Raw genomic sequence first — 14,353 nt, forward strand, 5'->3', positions numbered from 1 at the left:
ATCACTCAGTGTGATTGCGAGCGACGCGACGTTCTCCGTGAGTTGGGCGACTCGGCTCGCACCGATCAGAACCGAGGACACGCCGGGTCGGTTGACAACCCAGGCAAGCGCAACTTCCGCCGGGGAACGGCCGATCTCGTCTGCGACCGTCTTCACCACATCGACCACGTCGAAGTTGCGCTCGGTAAACAACATGCCCCCAAACGGATTGTCCCCGTTCAACCGGCCGTCGCTGTCTCCCTCGCTCGTCGGTGCACCGCTATCGGGCATCGCTGTGGCGCGCCCCGCATCGGCAATCTTGTCGCGACCATACTTGCCGGACAGCAAGCCGGCAGCGAGCGGGCTCCAGGGAACGAGCCCCAAGCCGAACTCGGCACCTGCCGGGATAACATCGAGCTCGACGCCTCTGTCGATGAGCGAATAACTGTACTGCAGGCCGATCGGCTTCGGAAGGCCGTGCGCTTCCGCAAGTGTTGCGATCTTGGCGACATACCAGGCCGGCGTGTTGGAAAAGCCGTAATGCAGGATCTTTCCGGCGTGCACCGCGTCCGCCAGGGTCTGCAGCACCTCCTCGGCGGGCGTCGTACGATCCCAGACATGGATCCAGTACATGTCGATATAATCGGTTTTCATCCGCCGCAGCGAACCCTCCATCCCGAGCCGGATGTTTTTCGCGCCATTCCCACCCCAGAGCGGCGTGCCCCGCGCGCGGGAAAAACCGGACTTGGTGGCGATCACCAGACGATCCCGGTTGCCTTTGTCCTTCATGAAAGTGCCGAGCATGGTTTCGCTTTCGCCGCCCGAATAGATGTCGGCGGTATCGACGAAGTTGCCGCCAGCGTCGGTATAGGTATCGAACAAATCACGCGACGTCTTTTCACCGGCGCCCCACCGACCGGCGCCGAACGTCATCGTTCCGAGCGCGAGCGGGCTGACGATCAGTCCGGATTTGCCGAGTGTGCGGTAATGCGTGAGATCCATGCGTCTTCTCCATGCTGGTGATGACGAAGAACCTAGCAACACCTGCTCCTGCCGATTAGAGGTTGCGGGCGGCATGAACTTGTGAGCAGCTTGCAGCAATGGAGCGCAACCACCTCAATGATCTCGTGGCGTTCGCGACGGTCGCACGAGAGTGCAGCTTTACCCGTGCGGCCGCGATCCTCGCCATGTCGCCATCGGCACTCAGCCATGCGATGCGCGGGTTGGAAGAGAGGCTGGGCGTTCGGCTTCTGGCGCGCACGACACGCAGCGTGTCTCCGACGGAAGCGGGCGAGCGGCTGCTTCGATCACTGAACCCGGCGCTGGCGGAGATAGAAGACGGCCTGCAGGCAATGGCTGAATGGCGTGACAACCCGTCTGGCACAGTGCGGATCACCACCTTTGCCTATGCGGCCAGGATCGTGCTTCTCCCGAAACTGCCGGGTTTCCTGCTTGCAAACCCGGATGTGCGCGTGGAGGTCAACATTGACGACGGTTTGACCGACATCGTCGCGGCTGGTTTCGATGCGGGCATCCGGCTGGGAGAAACGGTCGACAAGGACATGATCGCAGTCAAGATCGGCCCGGACCTGAGGACGGTGGTCGTCGGCACGCCCTCCTATTTCGAGAGATACCCGCCTCCCCTGACACCCTATGATCTCGACCGTCATGCCTGCATCGGTTATCGGCTGAAGACATCGGGCGGACTTCTTCCCTGGGAATTCCAGAGGGGTGACAAGGACATCAAGATCCGCACCCGCGGGCCTCTGGTCGCCAACGACGGCGATCTTCCGGCTGCAGCCGTACGAGCGGGCGCCGGACTCGGTTACATTATGGAGCATGACGTGGCGGAGGATATTGCGTCGGGCAAGCTCATCCAGGTCCTCGCCGAGTGGTGCCCAAGATTCCCGGGTTTTCATCTTTATCACCCGAGCCGGCGACAATCCCCGCCGGCGTTGCGGGCGCTGATCGCCGCCTTGAAAACCAGTTGAGCAAGGGCTCCGCAATTTGCTACTGGCGCGGTCAGCAACGTGTTTTTGTGCGTACGCTTGATGACATCTCCTTTCGATCTATCTGGAACTCATGAAAATTGTCGAAAAAAGAAGCGACCGGATCAAGTTCAGGGACTGCGTGCGGTTGCTCGAGCGCCCTACGGGTCGGAACGCCATCGCCATGCAGGCAGCATTTGCGGTCGTCGATCTGGCGATCCTGGCATTCTTCCTGCTCGGCCCGTATCTTCGGTCCAGCCCGTCCTATCTGATCGTCGATTACATCATCGCAGCCTGGATCGGCTTGGAGCTCATGGTCCGCGCCGTCGCAGCGCCGTCACTGCGACACTGGCTCGCAAGGCCGTTGACCTGGATCGATCTCGTCCTCCTGGTGACGCTGCTTTTCCCCGACGCGCTGTTCAACTTTGCCTTTCTTCGCGTCATGCGCCTTTGGGCCATCGGACAAAGCCCCTTGCTGAAGGAGGTTCTGCGGCGTGCAGGCTGCGTGTCCTATCTGGACGTCGTGCGCGCCGTGCTGAACTTCCTGGTGTTCCTGTTTCTGATGACCGGGTTCGTTTACACCACGTTCTTCTACAATCGTGACGGAAGCGAAGGTTTCATCGACGCGCTCTACTTCACGGTGGCAACGGTCACCACGACCGGTTTCGGCGATATCACGCTTCCGGGAACGGTCGGCAAGCTGACATCCGTCTTCACCATGATCATCGGCATCTCGCTGTTTGTCCGGCTGGCGCAGGCGATCGTCAGGCCGCACAAGGTCACGTTTCCCTGCCCGCGCTGCGCTCTGCAACGCCATGACGCAGACGCGGTGCATTGCAAGGCCTGTGGAGAGGTGTTGAACATTCCGGATGAGGGCAGCTGAACGAATGACCGGCGAGGTCTCTAACCGCCGTCGACCCTGAGGGGCAGGCGTAGCACCCAACAGTCCACGTCCCACCCTCCTCCTCCGTTACATAACCTTCTCAAAACTGTCGCAACACCGTCATGTCGCGGCTGCATAGCCCCTTCGAAAAGGAGCTCAGAATGCAGCCTCAATCGCTTAACATTGCCAGCATCGGGAAAGGCTTCGGGGCCGACGACGTCCTGAAGGGCATCGACCTATCCATCCGTCCTGGCGAGTTTCTATCGCTCGTGGGCATGTCCGGCTGCGGCAAATCCACGTTGCTCCGGATCATCGCAGGCCTTGAGACCGCGGATCGCGGAACGGTGTCGATCGGCAGCCGCGATGTCACCGATGTGGATCCGTCCGACCGCAATCTGGCAATGGTGTTCCAGTCCTACGCGCTCTATCCTCATATGACCGTGCGCGACAATATCGCGACGCCGCTGCGCATGCGCCGCCTTTCGGTCTGGTCGAGGTTGCCGCTGATCGGGCGCATGATCGCGAATGCCGAAATGCTCCGCGAGATCGACGCTTCGGTGAAAGAAGCCGCCGACGTGCTGCAGATCGGCCATCTGCTCGATCGAAGGCCGGCACAGCTTTCCGGCGGTCAGCGCCAGCGTGTGGCGCTTGCCCGCGCCCTGGTCCGTTCGCCCTCTGCCTTCCTGATGGATGAGCCGCTGTCCAATCTCGACGCAAAATTGCGCGCTCATATGCGTGGCGAACTGACCAACCTGCACAGCCGCCTCGGCGCCACCTTCATCTATGTCACCCATGACCAGATCGAAGCGATGACCATGTCGGACCGCATTGCCCTGATGTCGGAAGGCCGCATCGAGCAGCTCGGCACGCCGGACGAACTTTATCGGCGGCCGTCGACCCTGACAGTGGCGCGTTTCATCGGAACGCCATCGATCAACCTCCTGCCCGTCGAATTGGACGCATCGGGAGAGATCGTTCTGTTCGGACAAAAGCTCGGTATCACCGCGCGCAACGCATGGCCGGGACCTGCGACACTCGGCATTCGCGCTGAAGATGTCTTTCCCGCAGAAGACGGCATCGAGGCACGCCTAGTACGCACCGAAACTCAGGGCGCAGACCGTTTTGTCACCTTCAATCTCAACTGCGATCCTTCCATTTCCATCGTCATGCGGCAGCGGGTCGGTGACGATCTTGGCGCGGATGCGGATGGAAATGTTCGGCTGGCGTTTTCAAAGGAAGGCGTCCATCTTTTCGGGTCCGACGAGAAGCGCCGCGAGATCACCGTTCACGAACAGGTGCCGGCGTGAGTATGGCGGCTTCAACGGTAGAGGCAATTTCAGAGGCCCGGCCACGCAAATCCTCGACAGCACGCCGCATGGCACGCCGGGGGCTTTTCTTCGTTGCTCCGGCTGTGCTGCTGATGCTCGCCATCTACATCATTCCGATGCTTGTTCTCGCCGTCTTCTCGGTCACGGACTATCAGCTCGGCGCCATGTCCACCAGCTTCGTTGGCCTCGACAACTTTCGCAAGGCGTTCAGCGATCCGGTATTCTTGCGGGCATTGTGGAACACGGTGCTTTACGCGCTCATCGTTATTCCGGCGGGCGTCATCCTGGCGCTCGGGGTGGCCCTTCTCGTCTATAACAGAAAGCGCAGCCGCGGCTTCTGGGAGATCGCCTATTTCCTGCCGGTGACGGCAACGCTCGTTGCGATGGCAACCGTGTTCCAGTTTCTGCTGCACCCCTCGCTCGGACCGGTCAATGCGGCAATCAAGTGGTTCGGCTTCGAGCCGGTCGGCTTTCTGTCCAACCCGTCGCTGCTCATCCCGACCATGGCGATCATCGGCATCTGGCAGGTGCTGGGCTTTAACATGGTGCTCTTTCTGGCCGGCCTGACCGCGATCCCGAAGGATCTGCATGAGGCCGTCCGGCTCGACGGCGCGAAGAATCCGATCGACCGCTTCCTGACGGTCACATTGCCGATGCTGGGGCCGACGATGATGTTCGTCATCGTCACCACGTCGATATCCGCATTCAAGGTTTTCGAAACCGTCGCGGTTCTGACCAAGGGTCGCTCGGGCTCGGAAGTGCTTCTGTTCGCGCTCTACCTTGAAGGCTTCGAATATTCCAACACCGGCTATGCGGCCGCCCTCACCCTGATTTTCCTTGCCATCGTCCTGGTGCTCTCGATCGGCCAGACGGTGCATATGGACCGGAAGGTACATTACTGATGGCCGCGCTCCGCAGATATTTGCCGCATGTCGTTCTGGCCGCCGGGGCCTTCGTGATGCTGCTGCCGTTCTACTGGATGTTTCTGACCTCCATCCGTTCGCCCGCCGAGATCTTCAGCGTCTCGCTTTGGCCGATCCCGGAGAAATTTGCAGCCGTCGACAACTATTCACGCGCGGCCAGTCAGGTACCGATGCTCCGCTTCATGCTGAACGGTGTGATCGTCTGCTTCGGCATCCTGTTCGTGCAGGTGCTGACAGCTGTGCCTGCAGCCTACGCGCTCGCAAAGCTTCGCTTTCCGGGCCGCAAACTGCTGCTGACGCTGGTCATTGCCGCACTCACCGTGCCGATCCAGGCGCTGGCATTGCCCCTCTTCGTGGGGCTCGCAAAAGCGCAGCTGCTGAACACCTATTTCGCGATGATGATGCCGTTTCTTCTCTCGGTCTTTGCGATTTTCCTCTTCAATCAGTCGTTCCGCAGCTATCCCGACGAGATCATCGAAGCCGCACGCATGGACGGTTTTTCGGAACTGGAAATCTGCTTCCGGCTGGTGCTGCGCGGCTCGCTGCCTTCGCTTGCGGCCTTCTCGGTGTTCTCGCTGGTTGCCCACTGGAACGACCTCTACTGGCCGATGATCGTTGTCACCGACACCAATCTGGCGCCGCCGCCGCTCGGCATGCTGTTCTTCGCGGACGTCGAATCCGGAGCGAACTACGGCGCACTCATGGCGGGCGCGACGATCATCACCGCCCCCATGGTTGTCTGCTTTCTTCTTGCCAGAAAACATTTCATCGCCGGCATCACCATGACCGGCGTGAAGTAACTGCTCTAGCCTTACTAGCCTTAGCCTTCCTCCCTCAACCGAACCCTTCGGAGACGACAATGAACATCAAACGACGGACCGCTCTCGGCGGCCTGGCCCTTGGCCTTGCTCTGACGGGATTCTCCGCGCAGAGCTTTGCAGCGGATGTCACCCTCAACATTCTCTACAACCTGCCGGGCTTCACCAAATTTCATCAGCCGCTGGCCGATGAGTTCATGAAGAACAATCCGGACGTCAAGATCAACTTCCTGGCGCCAGCGCCCGGCTATAACGATGGCCAGCAGCAGGTTCTGCGCGCAGCCGTCACCGGCAACCTGCCGGACGTCTATTTCTCGGGCTACAATCTGACGGCAGAACTGGTCCACACACTCGCACCGCGCAAGCAGATCACCGATCTCGCGCCGTTCATCGAAAAGGAGGGCGGCCAGGCCTTCCTCGACAAGAACTATTCGCCGAAGATGTCAGCGCTCGGCATGGTTGACGGCAAGCAGTACGGCCTGCCCGTCAACGCCTCTTCGCCGATCATCTATGTCAACGCCGAACTGGTGCGCAAAGCCGGCGGCGACCCGGACAACATGCCGAAGACATTCGACGGCCTGATCCAGCTTGCGAACAAGATCCATGCGCAGGACGCCAAGGTGTCCGGCATGGGCTACGATATCAACCTGTGGCCGGATGACTGGTTGTGGCAGGCGCTCATCACCAATCAGGGCGGCAAACTGGTTGATGAGACCACCAAGACCGTCGGCTTCGACAACGAGATCGGCCTCAACGCTCTAAAGCTCGCCCGACGTTTCGTCACCGAAGGCGGCCAGAACCTGCTTGACTGGGACCAGTCTCGTCAGCAGTTCGGTGCAGGCCTGACCGGCTTCATCTTCTCGACGCCTGCCCATGTGCAGACGATCGAAGCCTTGGTCGGTGACCGCTTCAAGCTGGTGACCTCGACCTTCCCGCTGGATAACCCTGAAAAGGGCGGCGTGCCGACCGGCGGAAACTCAGCCGTGATGCTGACCCAGGACAAGGAAAAGCAGGACGCAGCCTGGAAGTATATGAAGTGGGTGACGGGCCCGGAAGCGCAGAACGTCATCGTTCGCATCACCGGCTACCTGCCAACCAACAAGCTCGCCACCGGTCCGGAATTCCTGGCGCCTTACTATGCCGAGCATCCGAACGTCAAAACCGCTTCGCTCCAGGCTGAGCGCTCACTGCCATGGGCCGGTTATCCGGGTGGTGATTCCGTGCGCATCTGGCGCACCCAGCGCGACATCATCGGCACCGTCATGCGCGGCGAAGTCACGCCCGAGGCCGGTCTGAAACAGATCGTCGAGCAGACCAACGCGTTGATGAAGTAATCACTGACCAATGCCTACGGCCGCGGGGAGCCTCTCCGCGGCCTCTTCATTCTTGAGAGAACGACGATGAAAATTCTGCAGATCACCGATACGCACCTGATGCTGTCAGGCCAGTCCGTGAACGGTGTCGACCCCGAGAAACAGCTGCGCGCAGCCGTGGCTGATGTCCTCGAGAAGCACGCCGATGCGGACCTGTTGGTGATGACCGGCGACCTCTGCAATCACGGTGATCCCGAAGCCTATGACATCCTCAAGGATATTCTGGCGCCCGTACCGTTCGAAGTGCGCCTGATGCTCGGCAACCATGACGACCGGCCGAATTTCAGGGCGGCCTTCCCTGCCCATCCGATTGATGCAAACGGATATGTCCAGTCCTTCCTCGACACGGAGTTCGGACGGCTTGTCTTTCTCGATAGCCATGAGGGCGGTGTCATTGGTGGCGTCTTCGGCGAAGACCGCATGGCGTTTCTGGACGAGGCGCTCGAAGGTGCCGGCAAGCACCCGGTCACAGTCTTTATCCATCACCCGCCGATCGACTGCGGCATTGCCCATTTCGATCACATCGGCATGCATGACGACGGGCGGATCATGCGCCGGCTTGCCGGCCACAAAGCGGGCATCCGTCATATCGTGTTCGGCCATATCCATGTTCCGATGTCGGGAACGAGCGCCGAGGGCATCGCCTACAGCTCCGGTCAGGCCTGCGCCCATCGATTCGTGACAGACCTTGCCAATCCGATGCCGTTCTGGACGGGCGGCAATCCCTGCTACCGGATCATCAACCTCGATGGACATGGCCTGCGCGCCTACGCCGTGGAAGTGGGTGAGACGATCACCGGCCAGGCGCCGATCTGCGAAGGGCCTTGATTTCGGACGGTCGAGGCGAAGTCGTGCGCCTCGACCAAAGCCTGCGTCTTGCAGAGCCTGAAAGCAGGCGATGCGTCTTTTCCACCACAGACATCAGCCGTCGATCAGACTGCAACCGAAATACCCCCGGCGAGGCTCTTCTATCGGCCTTGGATGAACTTGACGTCTATCAGGTTTTCGCGGATGGAGGTCGTCCACATGCGCGGATGAGGACGACGCGCTCTACGGGAGGAAAACACGTGTTTCATGCGTTGAACAGACGGACTTTTGCTGGCGCCGTTGCGGCTGCCACCCTTGCAGCGACCTGGGCAACCGGTGCCTTGGCACAGGCAACCGAGGTGAAGATCGCCTACGCGCTGGCGCGCGATTCCCATTACGGTGCCGCCGCCGATGGCTGGGACAAATACGTTACCGAAACCAGCCAGGGCAAATTCAAGTTCACGCATTTCCCGTCCTCCGCACAGGGTGGCGAGCGCGAAGTCATCGAAGGCCTGCAGCTTGGAACCGGCGTCCAGGCCGTCGTGGTCTCCTCCGGGGCACTTTCCAACTTCGTACCCGAGATTGGCGTCACTGATATTCCGTTCCTGTTTCGCGACCTGACGCATGCGCGCGCCGTGCTGGACGGACCGATCGGTGAAGGCATCCTTGAAAAGTTCCGCGATCGCGAGCTGATCGCCCTTGCCTGGGGCGAGCAGGGCTTTCGCCACATCACCAACAACCGCCAGCCGATCGAAAAGCCGGAGGATCTGGCCGGGCTGAAGATCCGCACCATGGAAAATCCGGTCCATATCGCGGCCTTCAAGACGGCTGGTGCCGCACCGACGCCAATGTCCTGGCCGGAAGTCATTCCAGCCCTGCAGCAGGGCGCGATCGACGGACAGGAAAACCCGCTTTCGGTCATCGTCTCCGCCAAGCTCTGGGAAGTTCAGAAGTATCTGACGGTGTCCGGACACGTCTATTCGCCGGCAATGCTGATCGTGGCGCCATCGTTCTGGGAAAGCCTTTCCGAGGACGAACAGAAGATCTTCGCGGACGGTGCGCTGAAGGGCAAAGAAGCCATGCGCGCCTTTGTCGACGCCTCCGAAAAGAACGGCGTGGAAAAGGCGAAGGCTTCAGGCATGCAGGTCAACGTGCTCAGTGACGAGCAGAAGGCCGCGTTCCAGAAGTCGATCCAGTCCGCCTATGACGGTTACTACAAGACCTATACCAAGGAACTTGTCGACCAGATCATCGCCACGAAATAAGCGCGTCAACACTTCGACGGGCGCCCTCTTCAGGTGGACGCCCGTCAGCGGATCGATCCGAGGGGCGGCGCTTCGAGCGCCGGGGGTGCAATGCAGAAATTCGAACGTATTTTCGTCGATCTCAATCGCTGGCTGCTGATCGCCATACTGTCGGCGATGGCGATCCTGGTGTTTCTCAACGTCTGCCTTCGGTTTCTCACCAATCAGTCGATCACCTGGTCGGACGAAGTGGCCCGACACCTGATGATCTGGCTGACATTCATCGGCGCCGGCATCACGCTTAGGCACGGTTCGTTGACGGCGATCGACAACGTCCAGATCGCGGTCGGAGATCGCAAAGCCCGCATCCTTCGGATCATCTCGGCGCTCATCATGTTCGCGTTCTTTGCGGTGATGATCTGGGCGGGCAAGACCTACGTTGGCCGCACGATGCTGCAGACGACGCCGTCCACGCAAATCCCTTTCGGCTATATCTATCTCGCAATCCCGATCGGCTTCACCCTTTTGACAATCCATCTTCTCCTGGTTCTGCGCACCTACGTGGTCGGCGGCATGAGTGCGCTGCAGGGCGAAGACGACCTCCCGCCGGTTGCTGCCTGACCATGATGATTTCCATTCTCTTCGTTTCGTTTTTCATCCTGATGGCCGTCGGCGTGCCGATTGCCTTCACTCTGGCGATCTCGACCTGGCTCGCCGTCATCCTGGGAAGCCGCTATCCGCAGATCGTCGTGATCAAGGAAATGTTCTCCGGCGTCGACAGCTTTCCGCTGCTTGCCGTCCCGTTCTTTATCCTGGCGGCAGAACTGATGACGGGCGGCGCCCTGACGCACCACCTTCTGCGCCTGGCGGCGCAATTCGTCGGCCGCGCCCGCGGCGGGCTCGGCTATGCCAGCATCATCTCGACGACGCTGTTTGCCGGCATTTCCGGCTCGGCACTTGCAGCAGCGGCCGGACCGGGCGCGATGACGATCCGGATGATGGAGAAAAGCGGTTACGAGAAGCGCTACGCATCCGCTTTGGCTGCGGCTGTGGCGATCGTCGATCCGATCATCCCGCCGTCGATCACCATGATCATCTATGCCCTGCAGGACAATCGCGTTTCGGTCGGCGGCCTGTTCGTTGCGGGCGTCATTCCTGGTCTCCTGATCTCCGCCGCGATGTGCCTGGTGAACTTCTACATTTCCCGCAAGCGCAACTACCGCTCGATGGATCTGCGGCCGACGCTTGCCGAGATGGTAAGGACGACGGTCTACGCGATGCCGGCAGTTGCCCTGATTGTCATCGTCGTCGGCGGCATCCGCGCCGGGTATTTCACCCCGACCGAGGCATCCGTCATCGCGGTATTCTACTCGCTGTTCTGCGGCATGTTCATCTACCGCTCCCTGCACATGCGGGATCTGCCTGATATCATCTTCCGCTCGGCGATGATCACCGTCGGCATTCTGCTCATCCTCGCTGCCGCACGCGCCTTTGCCTGGGTGCTGATCATTGAAGGCGTGCCGCAATATATGGCGGACCTGATCATATCGTGGAACCTCAGCCCGATCATGTTCCTTCTCGCCGTCAACGTGCTGTTGCTGCTTTTCGGTACATTCATGGATCCGCTTCCCGGCGTCATGATCCTGGTGCCGATCCTTGCGCCCATCGCCTTCAGCCTGGGGATCGATCCGATCCATTTTGCGATGATCGTCATTCTCAACCTGACGATCGGCCTCATAACGCCGCCAGTCGGCCAGCTTCTCTATGTCGTTTCGGCCGCGGTCAGGATCAGGGTCAGCGAGATCTCGAGGGAGATGACACCGTTCCTCGTCGCCTACGTCGTGATCCTGCTGGTGATCACCTTCATTCCGGCGCTGTCGACCTGGCTGCCGCGTCTCACCGGATTTTGATCCGGTACTCCCAAGATAGCCGCGGCGACACTCGGTAACGAAGGCCGGATATCGCCGCCAAAAGCACAGTTGTTTTCCGAAAAACACGGATAAATGTGGAACGCAGGTTCGCCGCTTGCCGAGATCGCAGCTTGCCGCCATATAGACGCCTATGACAGTCGATTCGAAGATATTTGTGGGCCTGAAGTCCATCCGCAAAAAGCCTGCGCCGCAAAGCGACACATCCGGGCCGAGATGCCAGTGGGATGGCTGCGAAAAAAAGGGTTCACACCGCGCGCCAGTCGGCCAGGGCGGCGAAGGCCTGTATCTTCTATTCTGTCTCGAGCACATCAAGGATTATAACAAGGGCTATAACTTTTCGCCCGCCCAGTCGGATCCCGTGGTCGCCCGCTACCAGAAGGAAGCGGTCGCTGGCCAGCGCTCAACGATGGGAACCGGTGTAAAGCAGCCAACCGAAATCCCGATGCCGCTGACGACCCGCTCCGGGTCGGCAAAGGCGCTCAACGCGCGAAAGAGCGCGGAGCAGCGTAAGGCGCAAAAGGCGGAACAGCAGGCAAGAAAGCTCAAGGTTCTCGAAGCAAAGGCGTTCGAGACACTCGGACTTCCGCAAGACGCAACGCCCGCGCAGATCAGGCTCCGCTACAAGGAGCGCCTCAAGATGCACCATCCCGATGCAAACCAGGGCAGCCGAACATCGGAAGACGAGCTTCGCGCATCGATCGAGGCGCACAAGATCCTCAAGCTGAACGGCTTCTGCTGAGACTTCGTGCATCGCTATAGTTGCGGGTCTTACAGTTAAGACTCGGACGCGTCCGAATGGCGGCAGGTTGTGCGATAGCTTTGTTCTATTGCGTAACCGTTCTGCACTATTGACCAAAAATCATGAGATGAGACACTTTCCTGCATCGTGAAGCTGGGTTCGCCCACCTTGCACGTGTTTTGACCCCGTTGGCTGTCGTGGAGGGCGGCTTGCGGGATCAGCGGGGAGGCCGCTCATATGAACATGCATATTTCCGCCGGTGAGTTCACCGCGCGGTCGCTGAGCATTATCGCAAGCCTGAAGCATCTCGAAGGGCCGATGCTGCCCATCCTGCATGCCATTCAGGCGGAGTTCGGTTACGTGCCGGATGAGGTCAAGCAGGTGATCGCGACCGAACTCAACCTGTCTCGCGCCGAGGTGCACGGCGTCGTCACCTTCTATCACGAATTCCGCGATCATCCGGCGGGCCGTCATGTGCTGAAGCTCTGTCGGGCCGAGGCCTGCCAGTCGATGGGCGGCGACCATATCGCGGATCGCGCCCGGCAGGTTCTCGGGATCGACTTCCACCAGACGACGCTCGATGGCGCGGTGACGCTGGAGCCGGTCTACTGCCTCGGCCTCTGCGCCTGCGCACCGGCCGCAATGATGGACGGCGAACTCTATGGTCGGGTCGACGAGCAGTGTCTCGGCGACATGGTGCGGGAGGCAAGGCGATGACGGTTACGATCTTCGTTCCGCGCGATGCCGCAGCTCTGGCGCTTGGCGCAGACAGGGTGGCAAAGGCCATCGCGCAGGAAATCGACAGCCGCGGGCTGGATGCAAGACTGGTGCGCAACGGCTCGCGCGGCATGGTCTGGCTGGAGCCGCTGGTCGAAGTGGAGACGGAACGCGGGCGCATCGCCTACGGGCCCGTCAAGGCCGGCGACGTGGCCGGGTTGTTCGATGCCGGGCTGCTGCATGGCGGAGGTCACGACCTCTGTCTCGGGCTGACGGAGGAAATTCCTTTCCTTCGTCAGCAGACCCGGCTGACCTTTGCCCGCTGCGGCATCACCGATCCCCTGTCGCTCGAGGATTACCAGCGGCACAACGGACTTGTGGGTCTTCGGAACGCCATCGCGATGTCGCAGGCGGAGATCGTCGCAAAGGTTACCGACAGCGGTCTTCGCGGCCGCGGCGGTGCCGGTTTTCCGACCGGCATCAAGTGGAAGACGGTGATGGACGCGCCGGGCGACCAGAAATACATCGTCTGCAATGCCGACGAGGGCGACAGCGGCACGTTTGCCGACCGAATGATCATGGAGGGCGACCCCTTCGTTTTGATCGAGGGGATGGCGATCTCAGGCATCGCGACCGGCGCCACGAAGGGTTACGTCTATACCCGCTCGGAATATCCGCATGCCATTGCCACGATGAGCGAGGCGGTCGAGATCGCCCGCGCGGCTGGCATCCTCGGGCGTTCAGTGATGGGCTCGGCGCATGCCTTCGACATCGAGATCCGCTCCGGCGCCGGCGCCTACGCCTGCGGGGAGGAGACGTCGCTCTTGAACTCGCTGGAAGGCAAGCGCGGTACCGTGCGCGCAAAACCGCCGCTACCGGCTTTGCAGGGATTTCTCGGCCGGCCGACGGTGGTCAACAACGTCATCTCTCTCGCCTCTGTGCCTGTGATCATGGAGCGCGGCGCAGAATTCTACCGGGATTTCGGCATGGGCCGTTCGCGCGGCACGATCCCGATCCAGATCGCCGGCAACGTCAAGCACGGCGGCCTGTTCGAGACGGCTTTCGGGCTCACGCTAGGCCAGGTCATCGATGATATCGGCGGCGGCACGGCAACCGGGCGACCGGTCAAGGCGGTGCAGGTCGGCGGTCCACTCGGCGCTTACTTCCCTAGGCAACTGTTCGATACGCCCTTCGACTACGAGGCATTTGCCGAAAGAGGCGGGCTGATCGGCCATGCCGGCATCTCGGTGTTCGATGATAGCGCCGACATGCTGAAACAGGCCCGTTTCGCGATGGAGTTCTGCGCCATCGAAAGCTGCGGCAAGTGCACCCCCTGCCGGATCGGCTCCACCCGCGGCGTCGAGACGGTCGACAAGATCCGCGCCGGCATCGAGCCTGACAAGAACAAGGTGCTGCTGGAGGATCTTTGCAACACGATGAAGTTCGGCTCGCTCTGCGCGCTCGGCGGCTTCACGCCCTATCCTGTGATGAGCGCGATGAACCATTTTCCTGAGGACTTTGCGCCGGCACCGATGGTGGAGGCCGCGGAATGATGAGGAGTGCTCTGCATAGCAGACGAAAAGCCAACGATTTGGCTTTTCGAATGACGAATGCCCGCAGCTA

The 14,353-nt window shown here is 60.6% G+C and carries 14 protein-coding genes (1 of these 14 running past the window's edge); 13 read left to right on the forward strand and 1 reads right to left on the reverse strand.

Translation table 11 applies throughout. The features are described 5' to 3' along the window. Positions 1-981, reverse strand: partial view of an aldo/keto reductase gene (locus ACQY1L_RS21855; protein ID WP_062463303.1) — the 5' portion only. It extends 123 nt beyond the left edge of the window; only the first 981 of its 1,104 coding nucleotides appear in the window; it begins with the start codon at positions 979-981; its stop codon lies beyond the left edge, outside the window. A gap of 98 nt (positions 982-1,079) precedes the next feature. On the opposite strand from ACQY1L_RS21855, the gene ACQY1L_RS21860 reads away from it, so the two are divergent. From ACQY1L_RS21860 to ACQY1L_RS21920, 13 genes are all read left to right on the forward strand, one after another. After that, complete coding sequence (locus ACQY1L_RS21860; protein ID WP_430244470.1) at positions 1,080-1,970, forward strand: LysR family transcriptional regulator; 891 nt, start codon at positions 1,080-1,082, stop codon at positions 1,968-1,970. Positions 1,971-2,061: 91 nt separating this feature from the next. Continuing rightward, positions 2,062-2,850 carry a potassium channel family protein gene (locus ACQY1L_RS21865; RefSeq protein ID WP_062463298.1) on the forward strand — a complete coding sequence of 263 codons (789 nt, stop codon included), beginning with the start codon at positions 2,062-2,064 and terminating at the stop codon, positions 2,848-2,850. Between the two features lie 161 nt (positions 2,851-3,011). Next, positions 3,012-4,157 carry an ABC transporter ATP-binding protein gene (locus ACQY1L_RS21870; RefSeq protein ID WP_430244472.1) on the forward strand — a complete coding sequence of 382 codons (1,146 nt, stop codon included), beginning with the start codon at positions 3,012-3,014 and terminating at the stop codon, positions 4,155-4,157. 2 nt (positions 4,158-4,159) lie between these two features. Further along, positions 4,160-5,080 (forward strand): carbohydrate ABC transporter permease, encoded by a 921-nt coding sequence (locus ACQY1L_RS21875; protein ID WP_192078587.1) that lies wholly within the window; start codon positions 4,160-4,162, stop codon positions 5,078-5,080. Next, a complete protein-coding gene (locus ACQY1L_RS21880; protein WP_062576395.1) occupies positions 5,080-5,901 on the forward strand; it encodes a carbohydrate ABC transporter permease in 822 nt (273 codons plus the stop codon). The genes ACQY1L_RS21875 and ACQY1L_RS21880 overlap by 1 nt, the downstream gene beginning before the upstream one ends. Before the next feature lie 59 nt (positions 5,902-5,960). Then, positions 5,961-7,253, forward strand: coding sequence for an ABC transporter substrate-binding protein (locus ACQY1L_RS21885; protein WP_430244474.1), 1,293 nt, complete (start codon positions 5,961-5,963; stop codon positions 7,251-7,253). A 66-nt stretch (positions 7,254-7,319) separates the two neighbouring features. Further along, positions 7,320-8,120, forward strand: a complete 801-nt coding sequence (locus tag ACQY1L_RS21890) for a phosphodiesterase (RefSeq protein ID WP_430244476.1) — start codon at positions 7,320-7,322, stop codon at positions 8,118-8,120. A 239-nt stretch (positions 8,121-8,359) separates the two neighbouring features. Further along, on the forward strand, positions 8,360-9,364 hold the full coding sequence (locus tag ACQY1L_RS21895; protein WP_244508887.1) for a TRAP transporter substrate-binding protein: 1,005 nt from the start codon (positions 8,360-8,362) through the stop codon (positions 9,362-9,364). A gap of 90 nt (positions 9,365-9,454) precedes the next feature. Further along, positions 9,455-9,964, forward strand: a complete 510-nt coding sequence (locus tag ACQY1L_RS21900; protein WP_430244479.1) for a TRAP transporter small permease — start codon at positions 9,455-9,457, stop codon at positions 9,962-9,964. A gap of 2 nt (positions 9,965-9,966) precedes the next feature. Next, positions 9,967-11,253: a TRAP transporter large permease gene (locus ACQY1L_RS21905; protein WP_430244481.1), complete on the forward strand. Its 1,287-nt coding sequence runs from the start codon at positions 9,967-9,969 to the stop codon at positions 11,251-11,253. A gap of 151 nt (positions 11,254-11,404) precedes the next feature. Continuing rightward, positions 11,405-12,013, forward strand: coding sequence for a J domain-containing protein (locus ACQY1L_RS21910; protein WP_113110025.1), 609 nt, complete (start codon positions 11,405-11,407; stop codon positions 12,011-12,013). Between the two features lie 237 nt (positions 12,014-12,250). Beyond that, entirely contained in the window at positions 12,251-12,730 is a 480-nt protein-coding gene (locus ACQY1L_RS21915) for a formate dehydrogenase subunit gamma (protein WP_430244483.1), read from the forward strand. Next, the gene (locus ACQY1L_RS21920) at positions 12,727-14,283 is read left to right on the forward strand and encodes a formate dehydrogenase beta subunit (RefSeq protein ID WP_430244485.1); all 1,557 of its coding nucleotides are present in this window, start codon (positions 12,727-12,729) and stop codon (positions 14,281-14,283) included. Before ACQY1L_RS21915 ends, ACQY1L_RS21920 begins: the two co-directional genes overlap by 4 nt. The last annotated feature ends 70 nt before the right edge of the window (positions 14,284-14,353 follow it).

It is taken from the genome of Neorhizobium sp. DAR64862/K0K3 (assembly GCF_050500185.1).
GTDB lineage: Bacteria > Pseudomonadota > Alphaproteobacteria > Rhizobiales > Rhizobiaceae > Neorhizobium > Neorhizobium soli.

Excerpts from the sequence above, each read along its gene's own strand:
- ACQY1L_RS21885 (WP_430244474.1), top strand. The coding sequence starts at position 5,961 with ATGAACATCAAACGACGGACCGCTCTCGGCGGCCTGGCCCTTGGCCTT.
- ACQY1L_RS21880 (WP_062576395.1), top strand. The coding sequence starts at position 5,080 with ATGGCCGCGCTCCGCAGATATTTGCCGCATGTCGTTCTGGCCGCCGGG.
- ACQY1L_RS21900 (WP_430244479.1), top strand. The coding sequence starts at position 9,455 with ATGCAGAAATTCGAACGTATTTTCGTCGATCTCAATCGCTGGCTGCTG.
- ACQY1L_RS21920 (WP_430244485.1), top strand. The coding sequence starts at position 12,727 with ATGACGGTTACGATCTTCGTTCCGCGCGATGCCGCAGCTCTGGCGCTT.
- ACQY1L_RS21915 (WP_430244483.1), top strand. The coding sequence starts at position 12,251 with ATGAACATGCATATTTCCGCCGGTGAGTTCACCGCGCGGTCGCTGAGC.
- ACQY1L_RS21865 (WP_062463298.1), top strand. The coding sequence starts at position 2,062 with ATGAAAATTGTCGAAAAAAGAAGCGACCGGATCAAGTTCAGGGACTGC.
- ACQY1L_RS21860 (WP_430244470.1), top strand. The coding sequence starts at position 1,080 with ATGGAGCGCAACCACCTCAATGATCTCGTGGCGTTCGCGACGGTCGCA.
- ACQY1L_RS21910 (WP_113110025.1), top strand. The coding sequence starts at position 11,405 with ATGACAGTCGATTCGAAGATATTTGTGGGCCTGAAGTCCATCCGCAAA.
- ACQY1L_RS21890 (WP_430244476.1), top strand. The coding sequence starts at position 7,320 with ATGAAAATTCTGCAGATCACCGATACGCACCTGATGCTGTCAGGCCAG.
- ACQY1L_RS21875 (WP_192078587.1), top strand. The coding sequence starts at position 4,160 with ATGGCGGCTTCAACGGTAGAGGCAATTTCAGAGGCCCGGCCACGCAAA.
- ACQY1L_RS21870 (WP_430244472.1), top strand. The coding sequence starts at position 3,012 with ATGCAGCCTCAATCGCTTAACATTGCCAGCATCGGGAAAGGCTTCGGG.
- ACQY1L_RS21905 (WP_430244481.1), top strand. The coding sequence starts at position 9,967 with ATGATGATTTCCATTCTCTTCGTTTCGTTTTTCATCCTGATGGCCGTC.